The organism is Streptomyces odonnellii (assembly GCF_000981895.1).
GTDB classification, from domain to species: domain Bacteria; phylum Actinomycetota; class Actinomycetes; order Streptomycetales; family Streptomycetaceae; genus Streptomyces; species Streptomyces odonnellii.
Map to the genome: position 1 here is coordinate 1 of NZ_LATD01000250.1, position 24,730 is coordinate 24,730.

Sequence of the window (24,730 nt, forward strand, 5' to 3'; positions counted from 1 at the left end):
GGCGGAACCGGAGTGGGGCACGTCGGACGAGGGCGTCTGTGCCGGGGGCGTCGTGCGGTGCGAGTGCGTCATACCGGGGAAGGTACTCGGACAAGCGTTCGGCCCTCACCGCAATATGCGCGGCTCGCCTGGTCGGGCTCGCGGATCATGGTGTCCATGGCCGCGTCGGCTATCGCGTTCATCAGGACCAGCAGGAAGCTGAGGGGCGCATCCTGTATCGGCCCGTTGGCGCGGCTGCGTTCCAGGAGGCCGACGATGCCGCCGCAGGCGGCGCCCGCCGTGTGACGGCTCTGCTCGGTGATGTCGTCCGACAGTTGGAGCTGGGCGAGCGCGCGGCGCTTGTCCGGGGTCGTCGTGGCCCAGCTCACCCACTGCGTCGTTCGGCAGCGCGGCTTTGGTGTCGAAGTAGACGAACAGCGAGCGTTGGAGACGCCTGCCTCCTTCGCGATCGCTGCCGTGGGCGCCCCGAGTCCCTGGGCGGCGATCACTCGGGTCGTCGCCGACAGGATGGCGTTGCGTCGGTCCTCGCTGCGTGGTCTTGCCATGACCTCGCCGCCATGACCTCACCATATTGGTGTTCATGTCGACTCCTCGGCCCGGAGTGACGGGCAGGCCCGGTGTCGCGACCGTTCTGTAAAAGCGTGTCCAGTCAGTCAAAGACTGCTTGCTCTAAGCGCTTGCTCAGCTCGGGGTATGGTGTTCGTCCTGCCGAGTGGACGGCCGAACGGCAGGCCGAGGGGCCGAGGGGAAGGTGCGAGCGATGCGGACGGCGGAGCAGACGGCGGACGGCGAGGGCGCTCCATGGGGTGAGGTCGAGCCGGAGGCCGCGAGGAGGCTGCTGGTCGCCGCCGTCGAGGCGTTCGCCGAGCGCGGCTACCACGCCACCACCACCCGCGACATCGCGGGCCGCGCGGGGATGAGCCCGGCCGCGCTCTACATCCACTACAAGACCAAGGAAGAACTGCTCCACCGGATCAGCAGGATCGGCCATGACAAGGCGCTGGAGATCCTGACGGCCGCGGCGGACGGCGAGGGCACGGCCGCGGAGCGGCTCTCCGAGGCCGTACGTACCTTCGTCCTCTGGCACGCGGCGCAGCACACCACCGCGCGGGTCGTGCAGTACGAACTCGACTCGCTCGCCCCCGAGCACCGTACGGAGATCGTCGAGCTACGGCGGCGCAGCGACGCGGCGGTACGGCGGATCCTGGGCGACGGGGTGCGGGACGGCGAGTTCGATGTGCCCGATGTGCCGGGCACGACGCTCGCCGTGCTGTCGCTCTGCATCGATGTGGCGCGCTGGTTCAACGCGGCGGGGCGCAGGACGCCCGACGAGGTCGGCGCGCTCTACGCCGGTCTGGTGCTGCGCATGGTCTCGGCGCGCGAGCCCCGGGAGCCGCGTGAGCCGGTGGGGCCAGGGGATTCACCCGACCCGAAGGCGCAGGGGGCCGACGGGCCTCAGCAGTAGAACCTCAGAACCTCAGCAGTAGAACTCAGAACCTCAGGAGCGGACCTCAGAACCTCGGGAGTAGACCTAAGAACCTCGGGAGCGGACCTCAGAAGTAGAAGCGCGAGACGGACTCCGCCACACAGGCCGGCTTCTCGCCGCCCTCCCGCTCGACCGTGACCAGGGTCGTGATCTGCACACCCCCGCCCGCCTCCACGGCCTCGGTGAGCACCGCCGAGGCGCGCAGCCGCGAGCCGACGGGCACCGGGGAGGGGAAACGGACCTTGTTGGTCCCGTAGTTGATGCCCATCGTCACATTCTCGACCCGCAGGATCTGGGGGACGAACACGGGCAGCAGGGACAGCGTCAGATAGCCGTGCGCGATGGTCGTACCGAACGGGCCCGCCGCCGCGCGCTCCGGGTCCACATGGATCCACTGGTGGTCCCCGGTGGCCTCGGCGAAGAGGTCGATCCGCTTCTGGTCGATCTCCAGCCAGTCGCTGTGCCCCAGTTGCCCGCCGACCCCGGCGCGCAGCTCCTCGGCGGAGGTGAAGATCCTCGGCTCGGCCATGTCCCTGTTTCCTGCCTCTCGGGGTCCCCGGCTTCTCGGGGCCCTCGCCCACAGGCCCGTTCCAAGCGCTTGCTCAGCTTGCTGGCCCGGTGTGCTCCTGTCAACGCGCACACCCCGTACGGGGTTGCTCGTCTAGGCTTGGAGGAGTGCCGCAGATTCCCGAGAAGATCCATGAGCTGACCGTCGGACAGCTTTCCGCGCGCAGTGGCGCCGCGGTGTCGGCGCTCCACTTCTACGAGGCCAAGGGCCTGATCAGCAGCCGCAGGACCAGCGGCAACCAACGCAGATACGGGCGCGACGCGCTGCGCCGGGTGGCGTTCGTACGTGCCGCCCAGCGTGTGGGCATTCCGCTCGCGACGATCCGGAACGCCCTCGCCGAACTCCCCGAGGAGCGCACGCCGAACCGTGACGACTGGGCACGGCTCTCCCGGGCCTGGCGCTCGGAGCTGGACGAGCGCATCAAACAGCTCGGCCGGCTCCGCGATCACCTCACGGACTGCATCGGCTGCGGCTGTCTGTCCCTGGAGACCTGCGTTCTGTCCAACCCGGACGATGTGTCCGGCGACCGGATGACGGGCTCGCGTCTGATGCCGGAGCACCGGGTTCCCAAGGAGCGGCCGGACACCGACCGCCCGGACGCCTGCTGCCGTTGACCCGTTGACCCGTTGATCCGTTGACCCGCCGATGCGGGGGCGCGCCGGTGCCGCCCCCGCGGCGCTCATGCCACCGAAGCGAGTTCCTTGAGCCGTGTCCGCTTCGCCCGGGCCAGCGCCTCGGGGGTGAGCAGCGGCTGCGGTACGACGATGCCGCAGCCCCGGCACACCGGTCCCGACCACGGCTCGTTGGACAGATCGGGCCGCCAGACGATGCCCGGCTCCGCGCAGACGGGGCACGCGGCGCCCGGCTCCGCCTGGAGGCCCGAGATCAGCCGGCGCAGCACCTCGGCGAGCGACTCAGACGGATGGACCGCCGGGTCGTCGCAGCGGGCGACACCATTTCCGCCCCACGTCCGCCGGTGCCAGTCGTCGAAGCTCCCGGGCCGCCTCAGCCCGTCGTGCTTTTCGCGCCTGCGCCGCTCCGCGAATTCTCCCTCGTACGCGAGCCAGACGGCCCGCGCCTCTTCCAGTTCATCGAGCGCGGCCATCAGCCGCGCCGGGTCGGGGGACCTGTCCTCGGGCTCCATACCGTGCCGTGCGCACAGATGATCCCAGGTCGCCCGGTGTCCATAGGGGGCGAACCGCTCCAGGCACTTGCGCAGTGAATACCGTCGCAAGGCCAGATCGCACCGCGGATCGCGCACCTGTCTCGCAAGACTCCGGAATCCGGCCATCGCATGCCACCTCCGTCGCTACTTCGGCGTTGAGGAATGGACGTACGCCTGCCCCGTTTGGCTCCATCAAATTCCAGATTGCTTCGATGAACCAGTCATAACGGCCGTTTTCGAGCGAAATTCATGCGCGATGCATAGGTGACTCAGAGGAAACCCGGCACGGCGGCCCGACGCGGCACCCCCGGGCGCGGCGGTCCGGGCGACGGCGACAGCGGCCCGGACGGAGGCGACCGCGGCGCGGCCAGAGGCGACCGCGGCCCCGCCGGCCGCGACAGCGGCCCGTAAAGAGACGGCAGCGGCCCGGAGAAGGTGACTCATGCGCACCTTACTGGGCGGTCACACCCTCGGTACCGTCCCGCGCACCGGACTCCCCGAGGAGCATCCATGCGACGACGCACCGGAAGACTCACACCCGCCACCGCCGCCGCGGTGTGCGCGCTCGGCGCGGCTCTGCTGGTCCCGCCGGAGCGGGCCTCCGCCGCACCGGCCGCACCCGCCGAACCCGCCCGCGCGCCCGTGTCCGCGCCCGCCGCCGACCCCGCCGCCGACCCCGTCACCGATCACTGCGCCGGCCGGTGCGCCGACATCCTGCCGCCGGGCCAGAACGGCAACGCCACCCTCGCCGAGATCCTCGCCCACCAGGTGCTCGGCATCCGCCCCGGCCACAGCTCCGACCAACTCGCCCGGTACGACGCGCTGGTGGCCGGCCAGAGCGGGCTCACCGACGAGAAGCTCACCGACTTCTTCAACGACGCGTCCTTCGGCGTCCCCGCGAACCGGGTCGAATCCGTCACCACCCCGCGCCCCGATGTCACCATCACCCGCGACAGGCAGACCGGGGTCCCGCACATCAAGGGCACCACCCGCTACGGCACCGAGTTCGGTGCCGGTTACGCGGCGGGCCAGGACCGGCTCTGGATGATGGACCTCTTCCGTCACATCGGGCGCGGCGAGCTGACGCCCTTCGCCGGCGGCGCCCTCGCCAACCAGGGCCTGGAGCAGCAGTTCTGGCCTGCCGCCCCGTACACGGAAGCCGACTACGAGGCGCAGATCGAGCGGATCAGGACCACCGGCGGCGAGCGCGGCGAGCTGGCCATGGCCGACGCGCAGGCGTATGTCGACGGCATCAACGCCTACCGGCAGCAGGCCAAGAACGGCCGCTACTTCCCCGGCGAATACGTCCTCACCGGCAAGGTCGACGCGATCACCAACGCCGGTGAGATCCAGCCGTTCAAGGTCACCGACCTGATCTCCATCGCCTCCGTGGTCGGCGGCCAGTTCGGCGGCGGTGGCGGCGGCGAGGTGCAGGCCGCGCTCTCGCTGCTCGCCGCGCAGCAGAAGTACGGAGTCGTCGAGGGCACCCGGGTCTGGGAGTCCTTCCGCCAGCGCGACGACCCCGAGGCCGTCCTCACCATCCACGACGGCACGGCCTTCCCGTACGCCAGAAAGCCCGCCCAGCCCAGGGGCACCGCCCTGCCCGACCCCGGTTCCGTACGGCCCGAGCAGCTCGTGCACGACAGGACGGGCTCGGCCGGCACCGGTGCGAAGGCCCCCGTCCGCGCCCCCGCGCTGCTCGAACCCGCCCGGGGGATCTTCGACGACGGGGTGATCCCGCCCGGCTCGCTCTCCGCCGGACGCGGTATGTCCAATGCGCTGCTGGTCTCCGGCGAGCACACCGCGAGCGGCAACCCCGTCGCAGTCTTCGGTCCGCAAACCGGCTATTTCGCGCCACAGCTCCTGATGCTCCAGGAACTCCAGGGCCCCGGTATCAGTGCCCGCGGCGCCGCCTTCGCGGGCGTCGGGATGTACGTCCAGATGGGCCGGGGCCAGGACTACGCCTGGAGTGCCACCTCATCGGGCCAGGACATCACCGACACCTACGCCATAGAGCTGTGCGAACCCGACGGATCGGCCCCCACCACGGCCTCCGCCCACTATCTCCACCACTCCGTCTGCACCCCGATGGAGAAGATGGAGCGCATCAACTCCTGGAAGCCCAGCGTCGCCGACTCCACCGCCGCGGGCTCCTACCGCCTCCAGGTCTGGCGCACCAAGTACGGCATGGTCACCCATCGCGCGACCATCGGCGGCAAGCCCGTGGCGTACACCTCGCTGCGTACCACCTACCGGCACGAGGCCGACTCGATCACCGGCTTCCAGATGCTCAACGACCCCTCGTACACCAAGGACGCCGCCTCCTTCCAGCGCGCGGCCTCGCACATCGGCTACGCCTTCAACTGGTTCTACGCCGACTCTCGCACCGCCGCCTACTTCAACAGCGGAATGAACCCGGTACGGGCGCCCGGCGTCGATCCGGCGCTCCCGGTCAGGGCGGAGCCGGCGTACGAATGGCAGGACTACGACCCGGCGTACAACACCGCCGCGTACACCCCCTTCGCCGAGCATCCGCGGTCGGCCGGGCAGGACTACTACATCTCCTGGAACAACCGGCAGGCCCGGGAGTACGACACCGCCGGCTTCGGCTTCGGCGCGGTGCACCGGGGCGATCTCCTCGACGACCGGGTCAGGGAGCTGGTCGCGGACGGCGGGGTCACCCGCGCCTCCCTCACCCGGGCGATGGCCGAGGCCGCGGTGACCGATCTGCGCGGTGAGCAGGTGCTGCCCGAACTGCTGAGGGTGCTGCGCTCCGCGCCCGTCACCGATCCGCGACTGGACAGCGCCATACGGCAGTTGGAGGCCTGGGGCGCCGCCGGGGCGCAGCGCAGGGAGACCGCGCCCGGCTCGCGCTCGTACGGCCACTCCGCCGCCGTACGCATCATGGACGCCTGGTGGCCCCGGCTGGTGGAGGCGCAGTTCGGGCCCGCGCTCGGGGACGGTCTCTACCAGGCGCTGACCGCCTCGCTCCCGGTCGACGAGTCACCGGCGTCGAGCCACGGCCCGACCGGCGCGCACAGCGGTTCGGCCTTCCAGTACGGCTGGTGGGGATACGTCGACAAGGACCTCAGGCAGGTCCTCGGCGACCCGGTCCAGTCCCCGACGGCAACGACGTACTGCGGCAACGGCGCCCTGAACGCCTGCCGCGACACCCTGCTCACCACCCTCGGAACAGCCGCTGCCCTGCCTGCCACCACGGTCTACCCCGGCGACGACAACTGCTCGCCCGGCAACCAGTGGTGCACGGACGCGCTCATCCACCGCCCCCTGGGCGGCATCACCCACCCCACGGTCAACTGGCAGAACAGGCCGACCTACCAGCAGGTGGTGGAGTTCGGGTCCCATCGTTAGCGAGGGACATCGGCGGAGCGTGAGCCGTCCGCCGTGCTCACGTGCCGGACGGGCCCGGGCGGCCCGTCCGGCGCGGCGCGCTCAGGCGTAGAGCAGATAGCCGCGGCGCACCCGGCGGAATGCCGCCAGATCCTCCTGCCACGCGGCCACCACCTCGTCCGTGTCCGTGCCCGCGTCGATCAGGGTGCGGACCTGTGTGGAGCCGGTGAGTCTGTCGATCCAGTTGTCGGGGCGCCAGGCGAAGCCGGTCCATGCGCGCTTCGCCGTCACCAGCAGCGCGACTCCGGTCCGTACCGGGTCGAAGGACTCGCGGTCGTGGACATGGAGCTGGACCCCGCCGATCGTCGTGCCCTGGAACTTGGAGAAGGTCGGTGCGAAGTACGCCTCGCGGAAGCGCACGCCCGGCAGCTCCTGCGCGTTGGCCGCCTCGGCCCAGCGGCGGTCGATCCCGTCGGCGCCGAGGAGTTCGAAGGGGCGGGTCGTGCCGCGGCCCTCGGACAGGTTCGTCCCTTCGAACAGACACGTGCCCGCGTAGACCAGGGCCGTTTCCGGCGTGGGCATATTGGGGCTCGGCGGTACCCAGGGCAGTCCGGTCGTGTCGAAGAAGTCCGAGCGCCGCCAGCCCGTCATCGTCACGGCCGTCAGCTCCACCGGCCGTTCCAGGAACTCGCCGTTGAAGAGCAGCGCCAGCTCGGCGACCGTCATCCCGTGCGCCTGCGAGATCGGCCGGCGGCCCACGAAGGTCGCGAACTCCGGCTGGAGCACCGGCCCGAGGGCGGCGCGTCCGGTGACCGGGTTGGGGCGGTCCAGTACGACGAAGCGCTTGCCCGCGAGCGCCGCCGCCTCCATGCAGTCGTAGAGCGTCCAGATATAGGTGTAGAAGCGGGCGCCCGCGTCCTGGATGTCAAAGACGACCGTGTCGACACCGGAGGCGGTGAAGATGTCCGCGAGCGGCTGCCCGCTCTTGAGGTAGGTGTCGTAGACCGGCAGCCCGGTCGCCGGGTCGTCGTAGCGCCCCTCCGAGCCGCCCGCCTGGGCCGTCCCCCGGAAGCCGTGCTCCGGGCCGAAGACGGCCACCAGATCCACCCGGTCGTCGGAGTGCATCACGTCCACCACATGGCGGACGTCCCGGGTGATCCCGGTGGGGTTGGTGACGATGCCGACGCGCTGCCCCGCAAGCCCCCGGTACTTTCCGGCCGCCAGCCGGTCGAAGCCCGTACGCACCCCGGTCCGGCCGCCCGGGCGCGCGGCGGCGGGGGAGGCGCCCGCGGCCAGCGCCCCCGCGGCCCCCACCGCGCCGCCGGCGGCCAGCACACCCCGTCTGGACAGGCTCATTCCGCTACCTCCATGGTCGGGTCGTCTGTCATGCCCACGTACGCTAGTGCTCCAGGCCGCCCTGCGGAACGGAGCGGAAGGCGTACGGAGCGGTGTACGGCCCGGTGCCCGCGGTCCTGCGGTGCTCCCCAGCCTGCCTCCTCGAACCCGGGCCCGTCTCTTCCGCGACCACATACCGACTGGTTAGTCTGCTGACGAGTCGGAAGTGTCAGCGGTCCGGAGAGGCAGGTCCCGATGAGTACGGTCCCGATGAGCACGATGCGCGGTGCGGGGGTGGTGGTCACCGGGGCCGGCGGCGGTATCGGCGCCGCGCTCGCCCGCCGGTTCGCCGCCGAGGGCGCCCGCGTGGTGGTCAACGACCTGGACGCGGAGAAGGCCCGTACCGTCGCCGCCGAGATCGGCGCCCGTGCCCGTGCCGTGCCCGGCGATGCCTCGCTGATCGTGGCCGAGGCCCGCGAGGCGCTCGGCGGCACCGTCGACATCTACTGCGCCAACGCCGGAGTGGGCGCGGCCGGTGACGCCCTCTCCGAGGACGATGTCTGGTCGGCCGCCTGGGACGTCAATGTCATGGCGCACGTACGGGCCGTCAGGGCACTGCTGCCGGACTGGCTGGAGCGCGGCAGCGGCCGGTTCGTCTCCACCGTCTCCGCCGCCGGTCTGCTCACCATGATCGGCGCCGCCCCGTACAGCGTCACCAAGCACGGCGCGCTGGCGTACGCGGAGTGGCTCTCGCTGACCTACCGCCATCGCGGCCTCTCCGTGCACGCCATCTGCCCGCAGGGGGTGCGTACGGACATGCTCACCGCCTCCGGCAGCGCGGGCGATCTGGTGCTGGCCGCCACCGCCATCGAACCCGAGGCGGTCGCCGACGCGCTCTTCGCCGCCATGGCCGAGGACCGCTTCCTCGTCCTGCCGCACCCCGAGGTGGCCGGCTACCACCAGGCGCGCGCCGCCGACCCGGACCGCTGGCTGGCCACGATGAACCGCGTCCAGCAGAAGTGGGAGGGGACCACCGGCTAGGTCCTGTCCGGCCGGTCTTCGTGGATCAGACCGCGGCGTCTGGTGGAGGGGGTCCCTCCCGTGCCGTTCAGGCCACGGGGGAGCATCGCAAGGCGGAGGATCGCCCGTGTACTGGACGTACTCGGGCGACTCCGACAACGCGGCGAGGTGCCGTGCCAGGCGTCGCGGGCCCGCGAAGATCGGCCGGACAGGGCCTAGAACTTGCGGACCTCGCGTTCCCGCCGGAGCCATCCGTCGCGACTAGTGGGAAGATCCTCGGAAAGGGACTGTGTTCCTCGAAGTTCCCTCGAACGAACGACGAACAACAAACGACAGATGACGTACAGCGCGAACAGTGCGAACCGTACGAGTAGTACAGGCAGTACGAGCGCGAGCGGCACCGAGCGGAAGGCGGGTGGCGGCCCCATGGCCAGGACGACGGACGGGGGCGGAGTGCCCGTCCCCCAGAGGCTGCTGGCCGCCGCCACCCGGCTCTTCGCGGAGCGCGGCTACGACCGCACCTCGGTCCAGGAGATCGTCGAGGCGGCGGGCGTCACCAAGGGCGCGCTCTACCACTACTTCGGCTCCAAGGAAGATCTCCTCCAGGAGGTGTACGCCCGGGTCCTCCGTCTCCAGCAGGAGCGTCTCGACGCCTTCGCGGACGCGGACGAACCGGTCGAGCGCCGACTGCGGGCCGCCGCCGCCGATGTCGTCGTGACGACGATCGAGAATCTGGACGACGCCTCGATCTTCTTCCGCTCGATGCACCATCTCAGCCCGGAGAAGAACAAGCAGGTACGGGCCGAACGGCGGCGCTACCACGAGCGGTTCCGCGCGCTGATCGAGGAGGGCCAGCGCGGCGGAGTCTTCTCCTCCGCCACCCCGGCCGACCTCGTGGTGGACTACCACTTCGGCTCCGTCCACCATCTCTCCACCTGGTACCGCCCGGACGGCCCGCTCTCGCCACAACAGGTCGCCGACCATCTCGCGGACCTGCTGCTGCGGGCGCTGCGTCCGTAGGGCCTGTGCGCCGTACAGGCCCTACGGACGGTCCTGGATCCTGGCGTACCACCGACGTTAGCCCGGTAAATGCCCCGGGTTGAGACCCATGCGCGAGTTGCCACCGTAAAGGCTGACATAAGTGGCGAGATGGTGACGCGAGGCGGGCCCTGTGCGGTACGCGAGGGTCGGCCTCGCGGCCCACACCGCCTCGTACCGTCACAGGTACTTCTTCAGCTCCCGCCGCGCCAGCGACCGCTGGTGCACCTCGTCGGGACCGTCGGCCAGCCGCAACGTCCGTGCCGCCGCCCACAGTTCGGCCAGCGGGAAGTCCTGGCCCACCCCGCCCGCGCCGTGCAACTGCACCGCCGAGTCGATGATGTCCGCCACCGCGCGCGGAGTCGCGATCTTGATGGCCTGGATCTCCGTGTGCGCGCCCCGGTTGCCGACCGTGTCCATCAGCCAGGCCGTCTTCAGGACCAGCAGCCGGAGCTGCTCGACCGTCACCCGGGCATCCGCGATCCAGTTCTGCACGACGCCCTGCCGGGCGATCGGTCCGCCGAAGGCCGTACGGGACAGTGCCCGCCGGCACATCAGCTCGATCGCGCGCTCGGCCATCCCGATCAGCCGCATGCAGTGGTGGATACGGCCGGGCCCGAGCCGCGCCTGCGCGATCGCGAAACCGCCGCCCTCCTCGCCGACAAGATGCGCGGCGGGCACCCGTACGTTCTCGAAGACCACCTCGGCATGGCCGCCGTGGTAGTGGTCCTCGAACCCGTACACCCGCATGGCGCGCCGGACTTCGAGCCCCGGGGTGTCGCGCGGCACCAGGATCATCGACTGCCGGCGGCGGATGTCCTCGCCGTCCGGATCGGTCTTGCCCATCACGATGAAGACCGCGCACCGGGGGTCCATCGCCCCGGAGATGTACCACTTGCGGCCGTTGATGACGTAGTCGTCGCCGTCGCGCTCGATCCGGGTCCTGATGTTCGTCGCGTCGGAGGAGGCCACATCCGGCTCGGTCATCGCGAACGCCGACCGGATCTCGCCCGCGAGCAGCGGCTCCAGCCACCGCTTGCGCTGCTCCTCCGTGCCGAACTGGGCCAGCACCTCCATGTTTCCGGTGTCGGGCGCCGAGCAGTTGAGCGCGGTGGGCGCGAGCTGCGGGGAGCGCCCGGTGATCTCGGCGAGCGGCGCGTACTGGAGATTCGTCAGCCCGGCGCCGTACACCGCGTCCGGCAGGAACAGATTCCACAGGCCCTGCCGGCGTGCCTCGGCCTTGAGGTCCTCCACGACCGCCGGGGTGTCCCAGGGGTCGGCCAGCTTCGCCCGCTGCTCGCGGGCCACCTCTTCGGCCGGCAGGACATGGCTGTCCATGAAGGCGAGCAGCCGGGCGCGCAGTTCTTCGGTACGGGCGTCGAACGCGAAGTCCATCGGGATGACTCAGCCTTCCTGGAGGGTGGTGAGACCGTGCTGGATGAAGACCGGTACGAGGGCGCCGATCCGGTCGAAGCCGGGCCCCACGGTCCGGCCGAGGGTGTAGCGGTAGTGGATGCCCTCCAGGATCACGGCGAGCTTGAACCAGGCGAAGGCCGTGTACCAGGCGATGGCGGAGGTGTCCCGGCCCGAGCGCTCCGCGTACCGCTCGATCAGCTCGCCCGGCGTGGGGTGCCCCGCGGCGCCCGCCGTCGTACTGACCGGGGAGTCCGCCACCTCCAGGGGCTCGCTGTACATCACCAGCAGCCCCAGATCGGTGAGCGGATCGCCGAGCGTGGACATCTCCCAGTCCAGGACCGCGTTGATCCGGTCGTCCTCGCCCAGCAGCACATTGTCGAGCCGGTAGTCGCCATGGACCACCGTGGGCGGGGGCGAGACGGGCAGCACACGGCCGAGGGCGGCGTGCAGTTCGCCGATCCCGGCCAGCTCGCGGCCACGGGAGGCGTCGAGCTGCTTGGCCCAGCGGCGGAGCTGCCGGTCGAGAAAGCCCTCGGGCCGCCCGAAGTCACCGAGACCGACCGCCTCCGGGTCGACGGCGTGCAGCTCGACCAGGGTGTCGACGAGCGCGAGAAGGGCGGCGCGGGTGCGCGCGGGCCCGAGCGGGGCGAGCTGTTCGGCCGTACGGTACGCGGTGCCCGCCACCTGCTCCATCAGATAGAAGGGCGCGCCCAGGACCGACTCGTCCTCGCACAGCAGCAGCGGCTCCGGCACCGGCACGGCCGTCGGATGGAGCGCCTCGATCACCCGGTACTCACGTCTCATGTCATGGGCGGTGGCCAGGACATGGCCCAGCGGCGGTCTGCGGACCACCCAGCGCCGGGTGCCGTCCGAGACGGTGTACGTGAGATTCGACCGGCCGCCCTCGATCAGCCGCGCCTCCAGCGGTCCGCTCACCAGTCCGGGGAGCGCGCGGCCGAGATGGGCGCGCAGCCGCTCGGGGTCGAGTCCTGGCGGGGGGACTGGGCTCATCTGCCAACCTCCGGAAGCGAAGACCGTACGGGCCGTACAGCCTGGCGCTAATCATGCCGACCAGTCGGTATGCCGTCCAGTCCCGCTTCGGCACCGTACCGCGCCGGGCTCCGGTGATGGTACGGGCGTGAACCGCGCTCTCCCCTGAGGGGGAGCGAGCCGCTCTCCCGCAGACGGTAGTCCGCGCGACGGGGCCGACGGCGGCGGACGGCCGACGAGCCGAGGTGAAGGGGTGGCGAGAGCCATGGGGGAGCGAATGCCGGAGCCGATGCCTTCCGCCGCGCAGATGCGTGGCTATGTTTCGTCCGTGGTGAGCACTCTGACGGCGCGCAACCGGCTGCCGTTGGACTACACGGTCGCCAGTCTGCGCGTCGTGGACTTCATCATCGAGGGGCTGCGCAGCGGGGGTGCGGCGCTGGGCCAGGTCGCCGAGACCCTGCGCGGTCTCGGCGCCTATGTGGGCGAGGTGCTGGTGCGCAGAGCCGGTGCGGTGTGGGTGGACTTCGACGATGACCAGCGGGCCATGTTCGGGCAGTCCGTGGGGGTACGGCTGCCGGACGGCCGGGTGTGGAATCCGCTGGGCCGTGTGGTGAATCGTTTCGTTGTGGGGCCCGAGGAGTCGTTGGAGACGTTCTATCTGCGGCTCCACGGCCGTTCCTCCGGTCGGGACGCGGCCGGGCGGCGCGCGGACCGGGAGGGAACCGGCGACGGTCCGTTCGGCGGTTCGTCGGGCGGTTCGTCAGGCGGTCCGTCCGACGGGCCGCCCGTGCAGTCGGCCGCTTGGTGGTACTAAGTCGCTTTTGGGGTCTATGTTCTGACGCTTGACATGAACCCCTCGCGAACCAGTACAACTCTCCGCTGACGGCAGCCCCTGGCTGTCGGTGTGATCCGTCATGTTCCAGCAGGCACCGCGCGTACGCGCGCACAGGGCCTGGTTCCGTATGCCCTCACAAAGGGGAACGCGATGTTCGGACCACCTGTAAGACGTCGGTTGGCGATCTGCGGGGCCCTGGCGGTCCTCGCGGCGGGCACTCCGCAACCGGCGTTCGCCGCCTCCACGGACCCGGGCGGGATAGCCGCCGGCCTGAGAAGCCTCTTCGGCGTCGACAACGACAAGAGCGGCGCTCAACGCGACGCCGAACCGCCCGAACTGCCCGACTCCGGGGTGGTGAGCAATGAGCGTCTTCCGAAGGGCACAGCGGCCTCCCCGCCGAAACGGGTGAAGGAACTCAAGGAGAGACGCACGGCCAACGCCCGCTACTGGCAGCTCTCCGACGGCCGCGTACGGTCCGAGATCTCGGCCCTGCCCACCGACTACGCCGTCGGCAAGGGCTGGAAGCCGATCGACACGACCGTGCGCGGCTCCGACCGGGACGCGTACACCTACGCCAACACCACCAATACCGCCCGCACCTACTTCGGTGAACGCCCCGGCGAACTCGTCCGCTTCGAGCTGGACAAGGGCCACTGGGTCGTTCTCGGCGTGAAGCCGGCCGACGGCCTCAAGGGCACCCAGAGCGCCAAGGGCGCCAAGGACTCCAAGGGCGCCAAGGCCGCAGGGAAGCTCACACCTCGGGTCGACGGCTCGACCGTCACGTACGAGAACGCCTTCGGCGCCGGAGCGGACCTCACGTACACGGTAGGAAACGGCACCGTCAAAGAGGGCATCGTGCTGTCCGAGCGGCCCGCCGGCACTCCCTCGTACGACTTCACGCTCACCACACACGGCCTGAGCGCCAAGCAGCTCAAGAACGGCTCCATCGCGCTCTACAGCGAGAGCGCGGGAGAGCGCCGCCCCGAACTGGTCATCCCCGCGCCGTTCATGACGGACGCCCGGAAGGACAGCTCCTCTCCGTACGGTACGACGGGCACCGACGCCGTACGGCAGAAGCTCACCGGCGCGGACGGGACGTACGCGCTGAGCCTGCGCCCGGATCCCGGCTGGCTGGCGGCGAAGGACCGTACGTACCCCGTCGTGGTCGATCCCACGATCTCGATCTCACCGACCGTCACCCAGTCCCAGGACGTGATGATCTCCTCGGACGGGCCGGACGACAACTACGACGGCCTGTGGCGGCTCTCGGTCGGCAACACCACCACCGGTTCGTCACGCGCCCTGCTGAAGTTCCCGCTCACCGGAGTCCCCGCGGGCACCAGGCTGGACGCCGCGAACCTCCAGCTCTACTACGACCAGACGCACACCACGGACGGCACCGCCGTACCGCTGGAGGCGCACCGCGCCACCGCCGCCTGGAACGAGTCGACCGCCACCTGGAACACCGCCAAGGACCTCACCGGCGAACTGTCCGGCACCTCCACCCTGGTGGACGACGGCGACCCCGGGCTGACCGCGGCCAAGGGCGCCTGGCCCGCCTCCACCAACACCGGGCTCACGCCGTTCGCGGTCAACAAGGACTATCTGGCCAACAAGGACACGGTCACCGGCGACACCTACACCTGGCAGCCGAAGCTTCCCGAGGACGGCACGTACCGGGTCGACGCCCACTACGTACCGGCCACCGACCGGGCCACGAACGCGCCGTACACCGTCACCTACGACGGGGGTACGAAGACCTACCCCGTCAACCAGGCCGCCGGCACCAACGGTGTCTGGCAGACGCTGGGCAGCCACCCCTTCAAGGCCGGTACGGCCGGCAAGGTAGTCCTCGGTGACACCGCCGACACCACCAAGGCGGTCATCGCGGACGCCGTGCGGCTCACCAAGGACGCCACCGTCACCAAGAAGGCCTCCGCCACCAACACCTGGCACTCCTTCTCGGTGAAGGACACCGTCCAGTCCTGGATCGACGGCACGAACGTCAATCACGGATTCGTGGTGAAGGCCGCCGACGAGTCCGCGACCGCGCCCAAGGGCGGCCCCCGCTACGAGGCCGCGGAGTACGCGTACAAGGGCGAGGTCGCCAACTACCCCAAGCTGGTGCTGACCTGGGGCCGTCCCGGGACCACCCTGGAGGCGCCCGAGGTCGTCCACTCCACCGGCGCCGAGCTGAAGTGGTCCCCGTACCGGGATCAGGACCCGGTCGGCACGGGCGACGACATCGTCGAGTACCAGGTGCACCGCAGCGTCTTCCAGACCTTCACCCCGTCGCCGCAGACGCTGGTCTCCCCGGTCGCGCCCGCCGCCACCGCCTTCACCGACACCACGGCGACCCCGACCCCCGCCGACTCCGTCGACGCATTCGGCAATGTCTTCTACTACATGGTCGCGGTGAAGACCCGCGACGGTCAGATCATCCCGGCCCCCACCCGGCTGGTCCGGCTGCCCAAGGCGGGCCGTACGACCGTGGTGCTCCAGGGCAGCGCGGCCGACACCACCCTCTCCTCCGCCCAGCCGACGACCGGCCATGACGCGCTCACCGAGTCCGGCATCGGCCACCCCTGGCTGTCGGTGGGCAACAACTCCGCGACCTACGGGAAGACCCGGGCGCTGCTGAAGTTCCCCGGGCTGGGGCAGATCCCGCCGGGCGCCCGCGTACTGGAGTCCCAGCTCGACCTGTGGGGCACCGTCACCACCACCGGGACCTCCGGCGCTCTCTACGAAGTGCGCGGTCTGAACCGGGACTTCGACGAGACGGCCGCGTCCTGGAACATGGCCGACTCCACCACCGGGTGGACCACCCCGGGCGGCGACACCGGCACCGCGGTCGCCGACACCATCGGTTCCGTCACCAATGACCCGGCGCGGCAGAGCTGGTACGTCACCTCGCTCGCCCAGGACTGGGTCCGCGACCCGGCGACCAACAAGGGTCTCGTGGTCAAGCTCAAGGACGAGTCCGCGAGCGGCCCGCAGGAGCGCACCATCTTCCTCTCCTCGGAGGCCGAGGAGCCGCAACTGCGTCCGCAGCTCGTCGTCACGTACATCGACAAGTCGACGGAGTCCACGTACTTCGCGCCGTACACCCCGGCCCGGATGATCCCCGGGGACGAGTACACCGTCGATGTCACTCTGACCAACACCACCACCTCGGTGTGGAAGGCCGCCGACCGGGCCCTGTCGTACACCTGGTCTCTGCCCGACGGCACGGACGCCACGACCGGCGGCAACCAGATGGAGACGGCGCTCCCGAAGGACATCCACCCCGGTGACACGGTCACCGTGAAGGCGGCCCTGAAGGCGCCCGTCAACTCCGACTCCGGCAACAAACGGCTCGACTACGTCCTCAAGTGGGATCTGCGCGACAGGACCGCGGGGACCTGGCTCTCGGCCACCGAGTCCATCCCGGCGCTCGCACAGAACGTACGCACCGAGGACCCGACCTCGAACCAGCTCGGCCTGGAGAAGTTCTACTCGTACGCGGGGAAGAACACCGGCGCCGGGTCCTCGCTGATGACCAACCTGTACGCGGGCAACTCCGTGTGGCAGTACAACGCCTTCAGCAACCCGGGGCGCGGACTGTCGACGTTCGTGCGCTTCGCGTACAACACCCAGGACACCTCCGACACCGTCCTCGGCCACGGCTGGTCGGCCCAGGCCGCCGGGCCGCTCCGGCTCGGTGCCCCGCTGGACTTCCATCCGAACCCGGATCCGCGCGAGGTGACGCTGCCCGACGGCGACGGCACCGAGCACATCTTCCGCAAGCAGGACGACGGAACCTGGAAGGCCCCGGCGGGCGTCCACTATCTGCTCCAGCAGGGCACAGGCGTCGACTGCAAGCCCTCCAGCGACGGCGACCCGAGGGCCTGGTCGATGACCCGGCCGGACCGTACGCAGTTCTTCTTCGACTGCGACGGCTATCTGTCGTCGATCGTCGACAAGAACGGCAACACGCAGACGTACACGTACGCCTCGCGCAAGTCGAACAACAAGCCGGTCAAGTTCCTCCAGTACATCACCGATCCGGCGGGCCGCCAGTCGCTGACGGTCGACTACTACACGAAGTCCGACTCGAACAATCCGAAGATCACCGACCACGTCAAGTCGATGACGGACATCTCAGGGCGGAAGCTCACCTTCGAGTACTCCGACAAGGGCCTGCTCACCGAGCTGACGGACGGCGCGGGTTCCGCACAGCCGAAGGTCTTCCTCTTCGAGTACGACGCCACGCAGGGCAACAAGAACGTCAAGCTGGTCAAGGTCACCGACCCGCGCGGCAACGCGACCTCGCTCGACTACTACTACCCGAACGAGGGCGACAACCCGAAGTTCCACTGGAACACCCAGACCCTCACCGACCGCCTCGGCGGCACCACGGGCTATGTCTACACGGACCCGGACGGCCAGGCAGGCTCGGTGATCCGCGCCCAGGTGACGGACGCCGAGAACAACACGGCCACCCATGTCCTGGACGGCTTCGGGCGTCCCACCGAGATCACCAACGCCAAGTCGGAGACGACAAAGCTGGGCTGGGACGCCGACAACAACGTGACGCGGCTGGAGGAGGCCAACGGGGCGGTCTCGACGTGGTCGTACGACCCGAAGACCGGCTATCCGCTGGAGCAGAAGGACGCCGAGGCCAACAAGAACGGCACCGCCGCGCAGACCTTCACCTACTCCACCGGGCTCAACGGCCATGTCGCGGACCTCTTCCGGAAGAAGTCGCCCGAGGGCCGCACCTGGCAGTTCGGCTACGACACACGCGGCAATCTGACCTCGGTCACCGACCCCAAGGGCGTGGCGACGCCGGCACCGGACGACTACACGTCGAAGTCGGAGTACGACACCTACGGCCTGTTGACCAAGTCGACCGACGCCAACGGCCACGCCACCGTCAACAGCGACTTCCAGGCGACCGGCTATCCGGCGGTGATCACCGACGCGCTCGGCAACCCCTCCGCCTTCGCGTACGACGAGCGCGGCAACGTCCTCGAGGTCACCAACGCCAAGGGCGCCAAGGTCACCCAGACCTATGACACCTTCGGCCGTCCCCTGGTGAAGAAGGAACCGAAGGACCAGGCGGCGGGCGTCTTCATCACCACGCCGGCACCGGCGTACGACGCGAACGACAACATCACCAAGGCCTTCGGCCCCAACGGCGCCGAAACGACATCGACGTACGACAGGGCCGACCAGGTCATCGAGTCGACCGCGCCCGGCGACGATCCGGCCGATCCGGCGCGCAGATCCACCACGACCTACGACAAGGTCGGCAATGTCCTGACGGAGACCGAGCCCAAGGGCAACGAGACCCCCACGGCCGGCGACTACACCACGACCACCACCTACGACGTGCTGTACCAGCCGGTACGGATCGTCGACGGCGAGGGCAACAAGGTCACCTCGGCCTACGACAACGTCGGAAACCTCACCAGGATCGTCGACCCCCGCAAGAACAACACCGCCGATCCCGACGACTACACCACCAAGTACGAGTACGACCTGAACCGCCGTGTGGTGAGGACGACCGACGCGATCGGCAAGTTCACCACTGCCCGCTACGACAAGGACGGCCTGACCGTCGGCCGGACGGACGCGGAGGGCAATGAGTCGCTCGCCCTGTACGACGAGCGGGGAGCGCTCGTCGAGTCCAGGCTCCCGCTGAGCAAGGACGGTTCCGGCACCATCAGTTACCGGACCACCAGGTACGAGTACGACCAGGTCGGCAACCGGACGAAGACGATCACTCCGCGCGGTGTCGCCACCACCGGTAACGCCACCGACTTCACCTCGGAGACCGTCTACGACGAGCTGAACCGGGTGAAGGAGGAGCGCTCACCGTTCGACACGTCGGACGTCCGCTACAACACCCCCGACTCGACGTTCTACTTCTACGACTCGGTCGGCAATCTCAGCTCCGTCTCCGCACCGCCGTCGGACGGCCAGACCGTCCGCAATGTCACCGACTACACCTACTACGACAACGGCTGGACGAAGACGTCGAAGGACCCGTGGGACATCACCACGGCCTACGACTACAACGCCCTAGGCCAGCAGACCAAGAACACCCTCACCTCGGCGGGCGGATCCCAGCAGCGCACCATGACCTGGGACTTCTTCCAGTCGGGGAACCAGAAGGCCCGCTCGGACGACGGAATCCCCGTCGGCAGGCAGGTCGTGCTCGTCGACAGCTCGGACTTCAACAACACGGCGCTCCAGGGCAACTGGTCGCGCACGCAGGCCGAGCAGCAGTACGGCTACGACACCTACTCCCACCCGGCCGGAACCGGCGGCGACCGGTTCGTGTGGCAGCTCAACATCCCGCAGAACGGGACGTACGAGGTCTTCGTACGCCACCCCAGGATGACCGGAGCGGCCAGCGACACCAAGTTCACCGTCGACCACAACGGCGGAAGCACCACCAGGACCGTCGACCAGACACAGAACCCGGGCACATGGGTCTCGCTCGGCAGCTACTCCTTCGTCGAGGACGGCCCGCAGAAGGTCAGCGTCACCGACCAGGCCAACGGCACGGTGCTGGCCGACGGTGTGAAGCTGGTCCGCGCCAACTCGGGTGAGACGGACAACGAGAAGAAGGACTTCACCTACAAGTACGACACCAACGGCAACATGGTGGAGGTCAAGGACAACTCGCCGGGCGCCAGGATCGACACGTACCGGATCGGGTACGACGGCCGCAACCAGGTCTCCAAGGCCGAGGAGATCGCGGCCGGAGCGGTGAAGAACACCACCGCGATGACCTACGACGAGAACGGCAACCCGCTCACCTCCACCCACGATCTGACCTGGTCGAAGATCGAATACGACGAGCGGGACCTGGTCGAGAAGGTCACCAACGCGGATTCGCCCACGGCCGGCAATCAGCAGATCTCGACGATGACCTACACCGCCCGCGGGATGCTGCTCCAGCAGACCAAGCCCAACGGCAACACGCTCGACATGACCTACTACCTGGACGGGTCGGTCAAGCAGTCGCTGGAGAAGACGTCCGGCGGCACGGTGGTCTCCCAGCACGACCTGGAGTACTCGCCCAACGGGCACCGCTCCAAGGACGTGCTCAAGCTGATGAACGCCGACGACAACTCGGCATACATCAACAACACCTACACCTTCGACTACGACCCGCAGGACCGGATCGCCAAGGTCACGAAGGCGGGTGACAAGCCGTCGGCCGAGTCGTACACCTACGACCGCAACAGCAACATCATCGAGCAGACGGTCGAGGGGACGACGATGTCCCACCGCTACGACCGCAACCGTCTGCTGTCCTCGTCGTCGGACGGAATCACCTCCACCTACAACTACGACCCGCTGGGCCGGCTGGACACCGTCAGCAGTGGCGGCCAGACCGAGGAGAAGTACTACTACGACGGCTTCGACCGGACGGTGAAGGCGCGGGCCGGAACAGGCGCCTCGGCCGTCACGACGTCCTACGTCTTCGACCCCTTCGACCGGACCGTCTCGCAGACGACCTCCGGAGCGGAGTCCAAGACCACTGTCTTCAGCTATCTCGGCCTCGACAACCAGGTGCTGCGCGAGGAGCTGAACGGCAAGGCGGACAAGTCGTACCAGTACTTGCCGTCCGGCCAGCAGGCCACCCAGATCAAGCACAAGGACGACGGGACCAGGGAGTACTCCCACTACGTCACCAGCCCGCGTGGCGATGTCGAGGCCATCACCAAGGAGAACGGCAGCACCCGCGCCACCTACGGCTACACGGCCTACGGCTCGAACGACGACGACCAGTTCACCGGCGCCGACAAGCCGGACGCGGCCAACCCGGGAAAGGACTCCTACAACGCGATCCGCTTCAACTCGGCCCGCTGGGACGGCGCGTCGGGCACGTACGACATGGGCTTCCGCAACTACGACCCGGGTCTGAACCGCTTCCTGACACGTGACTCGTACGGCGGCGCCCTGGCCGACATGTCCCTGGCCACCGACCCGTTCACGGGCAACCGCTACGCCTTCGCCGGCGGCAACCCGATCAGCTTCATCGAGATCGACGGCCACCTCTTCGGCCTCTCGCTCTCCGACGTCGGCCACGCGGCACTGGACGTGGTGGGCCTGGTCCCGGTCGTCGGCGAGGTCGCGGACGTCGCCAACGGCATCTGGTACGCGGCCGAGGGCAACTACGTCGACGCGGCACTCTCCATGTCGTCCGCGATCCCGCTGGTCGGCTACGGCGCGAGCGCGGTCAAGGCGGGCAGATATGCGAAGAAGGGCCTGGACGCGGTCGACACCGCAAACGACACCCGCAAGGCCGTCGACAAGGCCGACGATGTCGCGGACGCGGCCGACGCGGGCAACAAGGCGCGCAAGGCCGACGCCGACGGCCCCGCTCCCCAACAGAAGGGCGGCAACACCAGTACGCCGGACAAGCCTTCGGCACCGGCCTGCAAGACGAACAGCTTCCCGACCGGGACTCCGGTACTGATGGCCGACGGCTCCAGCCAGGCCATCGAGACGCTGAAGGCCGGGGACACGGTGCTGGCCACCGATGTGGAGTCCGGTGACACCCGGGCCCGTACGGTGACCGACACCCGCACCACAGCCGGCGAGAAGCACCTGGTCACGCTGGAGCTGACGGCGCGTGACGGCGACGGCGGCAAGGCCGGCGTGACCGGTCAGCTCACCGCTACCGACAATCACGAGTTCTGGCTCCCCGAGCCCGGCAAGTGGGTGGAAGCGGGCAGCCTCAAACCGGGGCAGTGGCTGCGGACATCGGCCGGCACCTGGGTGCAGATCACCGCGGTCGAGCACCACACGGCGCAGAAGAGGGTCCACAACCTCTCGGTCGACGGCGTACATGACTTCTATGTCATCGCCGGCGGGCTCGATGTCCTCGTACACAACCAGTGCGGCCGGAAGATTGACTACGGCCAGGAGCTGAGCGTCGAAGCGATCAAGGCCCGCAAGAAGCACAATTGGCTCCGGGGCGGCCGGAACGTCGCCGTGATCGAGTACAAGCAGGGCGACCAACTTCTCACCTACGCTGCGCGAAGCAAGCCGGGCAAGGGCGGCAGGCACTCGGAGAAGAGGGCCTGGGAGCACCTCCAGAGCCAGGGCGTCAGCGCGGACGATGTGACGCGGGTGTACACGGAGCTCGGGCCGTGCGACTACGCGGGCTGTGACACGTTCCTGCAGAGCACGTTCAAGCAGGCCGAGGTGACCTGGAGCATCGACTACCCGCACGGTGAGGGGCCGGTGGCGGGGAAGCAGCGCTCGGCGGGCATCAACACCCTCAAGCGAACGTTGACACAGATCCGACGCGGCGCGTTTGATCACCTCTTGTAACCAACTGAATGGAAGGGAAGAGCCAGTGGAGTACGTGCCTCAGTGGCTGACGTCCGAGTCCTGGGACGAGTCGGGCTCGCTCGATCTCGACGCCGACGTGCTGTCCTCGGCGCCCGGCTGGCCGGAGGCGGTGCGCGAGGCCCTCGCGGTCGCGCGTGAGTACGGGATGCCGAGCGAGGTGGACGGGATGTTCTATCCCAGTCCGCACGGTGGCGCGTTCACGCAGGCGGGACCGGACGGGGGGTTCTGGAGGCTCGGCCAGCACGAACCCCAGCTCGGTGAGGCGTATGTGTTCGAGTACGTGCTCGACGGCAACGGCCGGGTGGTGCTCCTGGACCCGGCCCTGCCGGCGCCTCGTTTCGTCAACACCTCGCTGGTCGCCTTCCTCGACGCCCTCGCTGCCTGGGACCACCGGAACCGGCATCTGGACGATTTCGACGAGCTGGAGCCGGAGGATGACGACGAGGAGGAGGATCCGGCGGAGGCTGCGCGGGTGGCCTTCGGTATGGAGATCGCCGCGAAGCTGAAGGAGAAGGACCCGTCGGCGTTCACGGACGAGTTCCGCACCTGGTGGGACCGGGTGTACGAAGAAGTCGAGCTGGACGCCGTCTGACGCCGGATCCAGGACAGTACGGATGACGGGGGTGCCCCGGGGGCCGAGAGGCCGGCGGGGCACCCCTCGGCGTTACGCCTTCCCGGCGGTCCTGTTCCACCGCGGCCATTGAGGAGACGCGAATGTGCGGGACGTTCCAGGCGTCGAGCCGGACGTCGTCCGGTGTCGGCGGGGTCGTCAGAGCATGACCGTCACCGCGCAGATCGCCAGCAGTACCGTACAGACCGCCGTGGCGGTCGCCGCGTGGGCCGGGAGTACGGGGGGCCGGGCCGTGGTCAGGGTCAGGGTGCGGCGGTGGGCCACGGTCAGGAAGCTCAGCCAGACCAGCGCGGTCAGCGCCACGGCTGCCAGGGCCACGGCCGAGTCGTCCTGCACCGCCTGGCGGACCGCCAGTACCGCCACCACCGTGCAGGCCAGGGTGGTGCGCCGCCAGGCCAGCCGGGTGCGCTCCGGCTGGAGCCCCGGGTCCCGGTCACGCTTCCGGTCCGTGCCCTCCGTCATCAGCCGCTCCGGCCCAGGCCCAGTACCACCACGACCACCATCGCCACGGCGACGACCCCCACCGCCAGCGCCAGCAGCGTCGGGAAGCCGGACACCGGCAGGTCCTCGCCGCGGCGCATCGCGCGCTCGCAGCGCACCCAGTGGTTGACCGCCCGCAGCGCGCACAGCGCACCGGCCGCCAGCAGCGCCACCGCGAGCCCGACCCGTACGCCCCAGCGCAGGTCCGGCAGGAACTGGTCCACCGCGAAGCCGCCGCCCACCAACGCCAGCGCCGTCCTTATCCAGGCCAGGAAGGTGCGCTCATTGGCCAGCGAGAACCGGTAGTCCGGGGTCTCGCCCTCGTCGCCGATACGCCCGGGAGCGAACCACAGCCGCAGGGTCCGCGCGAAGTCGCTCACCCGCCGCACCCTACGCGTGCGGGGCGCGGGCGGCGCGGAAGGCCCTCAGCCGCTCGTACGCCGCCAGCCCGTCCGGCACCCACGCCCACTCGTCGAGCCGCCGCTCCAGCTCCGCCTCCGGCAGGAAGGCGTGCCAGGCGATCTCCTCGGCCTGCGGGTTCACCGGCAGCGGGCAGCGGACCTCGTACACGTACGCGCTCGCCCGGTACGACCCGTCCTCGGGGTCGTACCGGAACGGGAACAGCGGTACGGGAGTGTCCAGGCCCGACACCCCCAGCTCCTCCTCGGCCTCCCGCAGCGCCGCCTCGTCGTAGCTCTCGCCCGAGCCCACGACACCGCCCACGAACATGTCGTACAGGGAGGGAAAGACGAGTTTCTCCGCGGTCCTGCGGTGTACGAACACCCGGTCCTCCGGGTCCCGTACGAACACGAACACACAGCGGTGGAGCAGGCCCCTGGCATAGATCTCGCCGCGCGGCGCGCGCCCGACCACGCGGTCGTCCTCGTCGACGATGTCCAGGATCTCGTCAGCAGCGCTCATGGGCTCCATCCAACCCCATCCGAACGGTTGACGCGTTACTCGCGCGTACGGAGGATCGGATCACCCCGGACCGCCTGCCCGCCGCCGCCGGCCGAACCTGCCGAACCTGCCGAAGCCCCCGGCACCCCCTAAGC

General features: G+C 69.5%; 17 protein-coding genes. 8 read left to right on the top strand and 9 right to left on the bottom strand.

What is annotated here, in order from left to right; all coding sequences use genetic code 11:
* Window positions 1–68 precede the first annotated feature (68 nt).
* Window positions 69–368, bottom strand: coding sequence for a hypothetical protein (locus WH07_RS40455; protein WP_046503041.1), 300 nt, complete (start codon window positions 366–368; stop codon window positions 69–71).
* A gap of 392 nt (window positions 369–760) precedes the next feature.
* Here WH07_RS40455 and WH07_RS22595 point away from each other — a divergent pair, with 392 nt between their 5' ends.
* Window positions 761–1,465 carry a TetR/AcrR family transcriptional regulator gene (locus tag WH07_RS22595; RefSeq protein WP_046503045.1) on the top strand — a complete coding sequence of 235 codons (705 nt, stop codon included), beginning with the start codon at window positions 761–763 and terminating at the stop codon, window positions 1,463–1,465.
* A gap of 88 nt (window positions 1,466–1,553) precedes the next feature.
* On the opposite strand, the gene WH07_RS22600 is transcribed toward WH07_RS22595, so the two are convergent.
* Entirely contained in the window at window positions 1,554–2,015 is a 462-nt protein-coding gene (locus tag WH07_RS22600; RefSeq protein WP_046503046.1) for a MaoC family dehydratase, read from the bottom strand.
* 146 nt (window positions 2,016–2,161) lie between these two features.
* On the opposite strand from WH07_RS22600, the gene soxR reads away from it, so the two are divergent.
* Window positions 2,162–2,668: a redox-sensitive transcriptional activator SoxR gene (gene soxR / locus WH07_RS22605; protein WP_046503049.1), complete on the top strand. Its 507-nt coding sequence runs from the start codon at window positions 2,162–2,164 to the stop codon at window positions 2,666–2,668.
* Between the two features lie 65 nt (window positions 2,669–2,733).
* Here soxR and WH07_RS22610 read toward each other — a convergent pair whose 3' ends face one another.
* Entirely contained in the window at window positions 2,734–3,345 is a 612-nt protein-coding gene (locus WH07_RS22610; RefSeq protein WP_046503052.1) for a hypothetical protein, read from the bottom strand.
* A 384-nt stretch (window positions 3,346–3,729) separates the two neighbouring features.
* On the opposite strand from WH07_RS22610, the gene WH07_RS22615 reads away from it, so the two are divergent.
* A complete protein-coding gene (locus WH07_RS22615; protein ID WP_046503055.1) occupies window positions 3,730–6,591 on the top strand; it encodes a penicillin acylase family protein in 2,862 nt (953 codons plus the stop codon).
* 81 nt (window positions 6,592–6,672) lie between these two features.
* Here the strand turns inward: WH07_RS22615 and WH07_RS22620 are convergent, their stop codons facing one another.
* Window positions 6,673–7,926 carry an exo-beta-N-acetylmuramidase NamZ family protein gene (locus tag WH07_RS22620; RefSeq protein WP_046503058.1) on the bottom strand — a complete coding sequence of 418 codons (1,254 nt, stop codon included), beginning with the start codon at window positions 7,924–7,926 and terminating at the stop codon, window positions 6,673–6,675.
* A 249-nt stretch (window positions 7,927–8,175) separates the two neighbouring features.
* Here WH07_RS22620 and WH07_RS22625 point away from each other — a divergent pair, with 249 nt between their 5' ends.
* Complete coding sequence (locus WH07_RS22625) at window positions 8,176–8,946, top strand: SDR family oxidoreductase (protein WP_046503075.1); 771 nt, start codon at window positions 8,176–8,178, stop codon at window positions 8,944–8,946.
* A 405-nt stretch (window positions 8,947–9,351) separates the two neighbouring features.
* Window positions 9,352–9,945, top strand: coding sequence for a TetR/AcrR family transcriptional regulator (locus WH07_RS22630; RefSeq protein WP_046503060.1), 594 nt, complete (start codon window positions 9,352–9,354; stop codon window positions 9,943–9,945).
* Window positions 9,946–10,143: 198 nt separating this feature from the next.
* Here the strand turns inward: WH07_RS22630 and WH07_RS22635 are convergent, their stop codons facing one another.
* Both WH07_RS22635 and WH07_RS22640 read right to left on the bottom strand, forming a co-directional pair.
* Entirely contained in the window at window positions 10,144–11,358 is a 1,215-nt protein-coding gene (locus WH07_RS22635) for an acyl-CoA dehydrogenase family protein (protein ID WP_046503062.1), read from the bottom strand.
* Window positions 11,359–11,367: 9 nt separating this feature from the next.
* Entirely contained in the window at window positions 11,368–12,390 is a 1,023-nt protein-coding gene (locus tag WH07_RS22640) for a phosphotransferase family protein (protein ID WP_046503065.1), read from the bottom strand.
* Between the two features lie 244 nt (window positions 12,391–12,634).
* Here WH07_RS22640 and WH07_RS22645 point away from each other — a divergent pair, with 244 nt between their 5' ends.
* From WH07_RS22645 to WH07_RS22655, 3 genes are all read left to right on the top strand, one after another.
* Window positions 12,635–13,183, top strand: a complete 549-nt coding sequence (locus tag WH07_RS22645) for a hypothetical protein (RefSeq protein WP_332836368.1) — start codon at window positions 12,635–12,637, stop codon at window positions 13,181–13,183.
* Window positions 13,184–13,354: 171 nt separating this feature from the next.
* A complete protein-coding gene (locus tag WH07_RS42330; protein ID WP_157877411.1) occupies window positions 13,355–22,543 on the top strand; it encodes a golvesin C-terminal-like domain-containing protein in 9,189 nt (3,062 codons plus the stop codon).
* Window positions 22,544–22,568: 25 nt separating this feature from the next.
* Complete coding sequence (locus WH07_RS22655) at window positions 22,569–23,156, top strand: SUKH-4 family immunity protein (protein ID WP_052744529.1); 588 nt, start codon at window positions 22,569–22,571, stop codon at window positions 23,154–23,156.
* Between the two features lie 177 nt (window positions 23,157–23,333).
* On the opposite strand, the gene WH07_RS22660 is transcribed toward WH07_RS22655, so the two are convergent.
* Genes WH07_RS22660 through WH07_RS22670 form a run of 3 tightly spaced genes read right to left on the bottom strand, consistent with a single transcriptional unit; the run spans window position 23,334 to window position 24,596 of the window.
* Window positions 23,334–23,657: a DUF202 domain-containing protein gene (locus tag WH07_RS22660; protein WP_046503068.1), complete on the bottom strand. Its 324-nt coding sequence runs from the start codon at window positions 23,655–23,657 to the stop codon at window positions 23,334–23,336.
* Complete coding sequence (locus WH07_RS22665) at window positions 23,657–24,055, bottom strand: YidH family protein (protein ID WP_046503071.1); 399 nt, start codon at window positions 24,053–24,055, stop codon at window positions 23,657–23,659. Before WH07_RS22665 ends, WH07_RS22660 begins: the two co-directional genes overlap by 1 nt.
* A gap of 10 nt (window positions 24,056–24,065) precedes the next feature.
* Entirely contained in the window at window positions 24,066–24,596 is a 531-nt protein-coding gene (locus WH07_RS22670) for an NUDIX domain-containing protein (protein WP_046503073.1), read from the bottom strand.
* Window positions 24,597–24,730 lie beyond the last annotated feature (134 nt).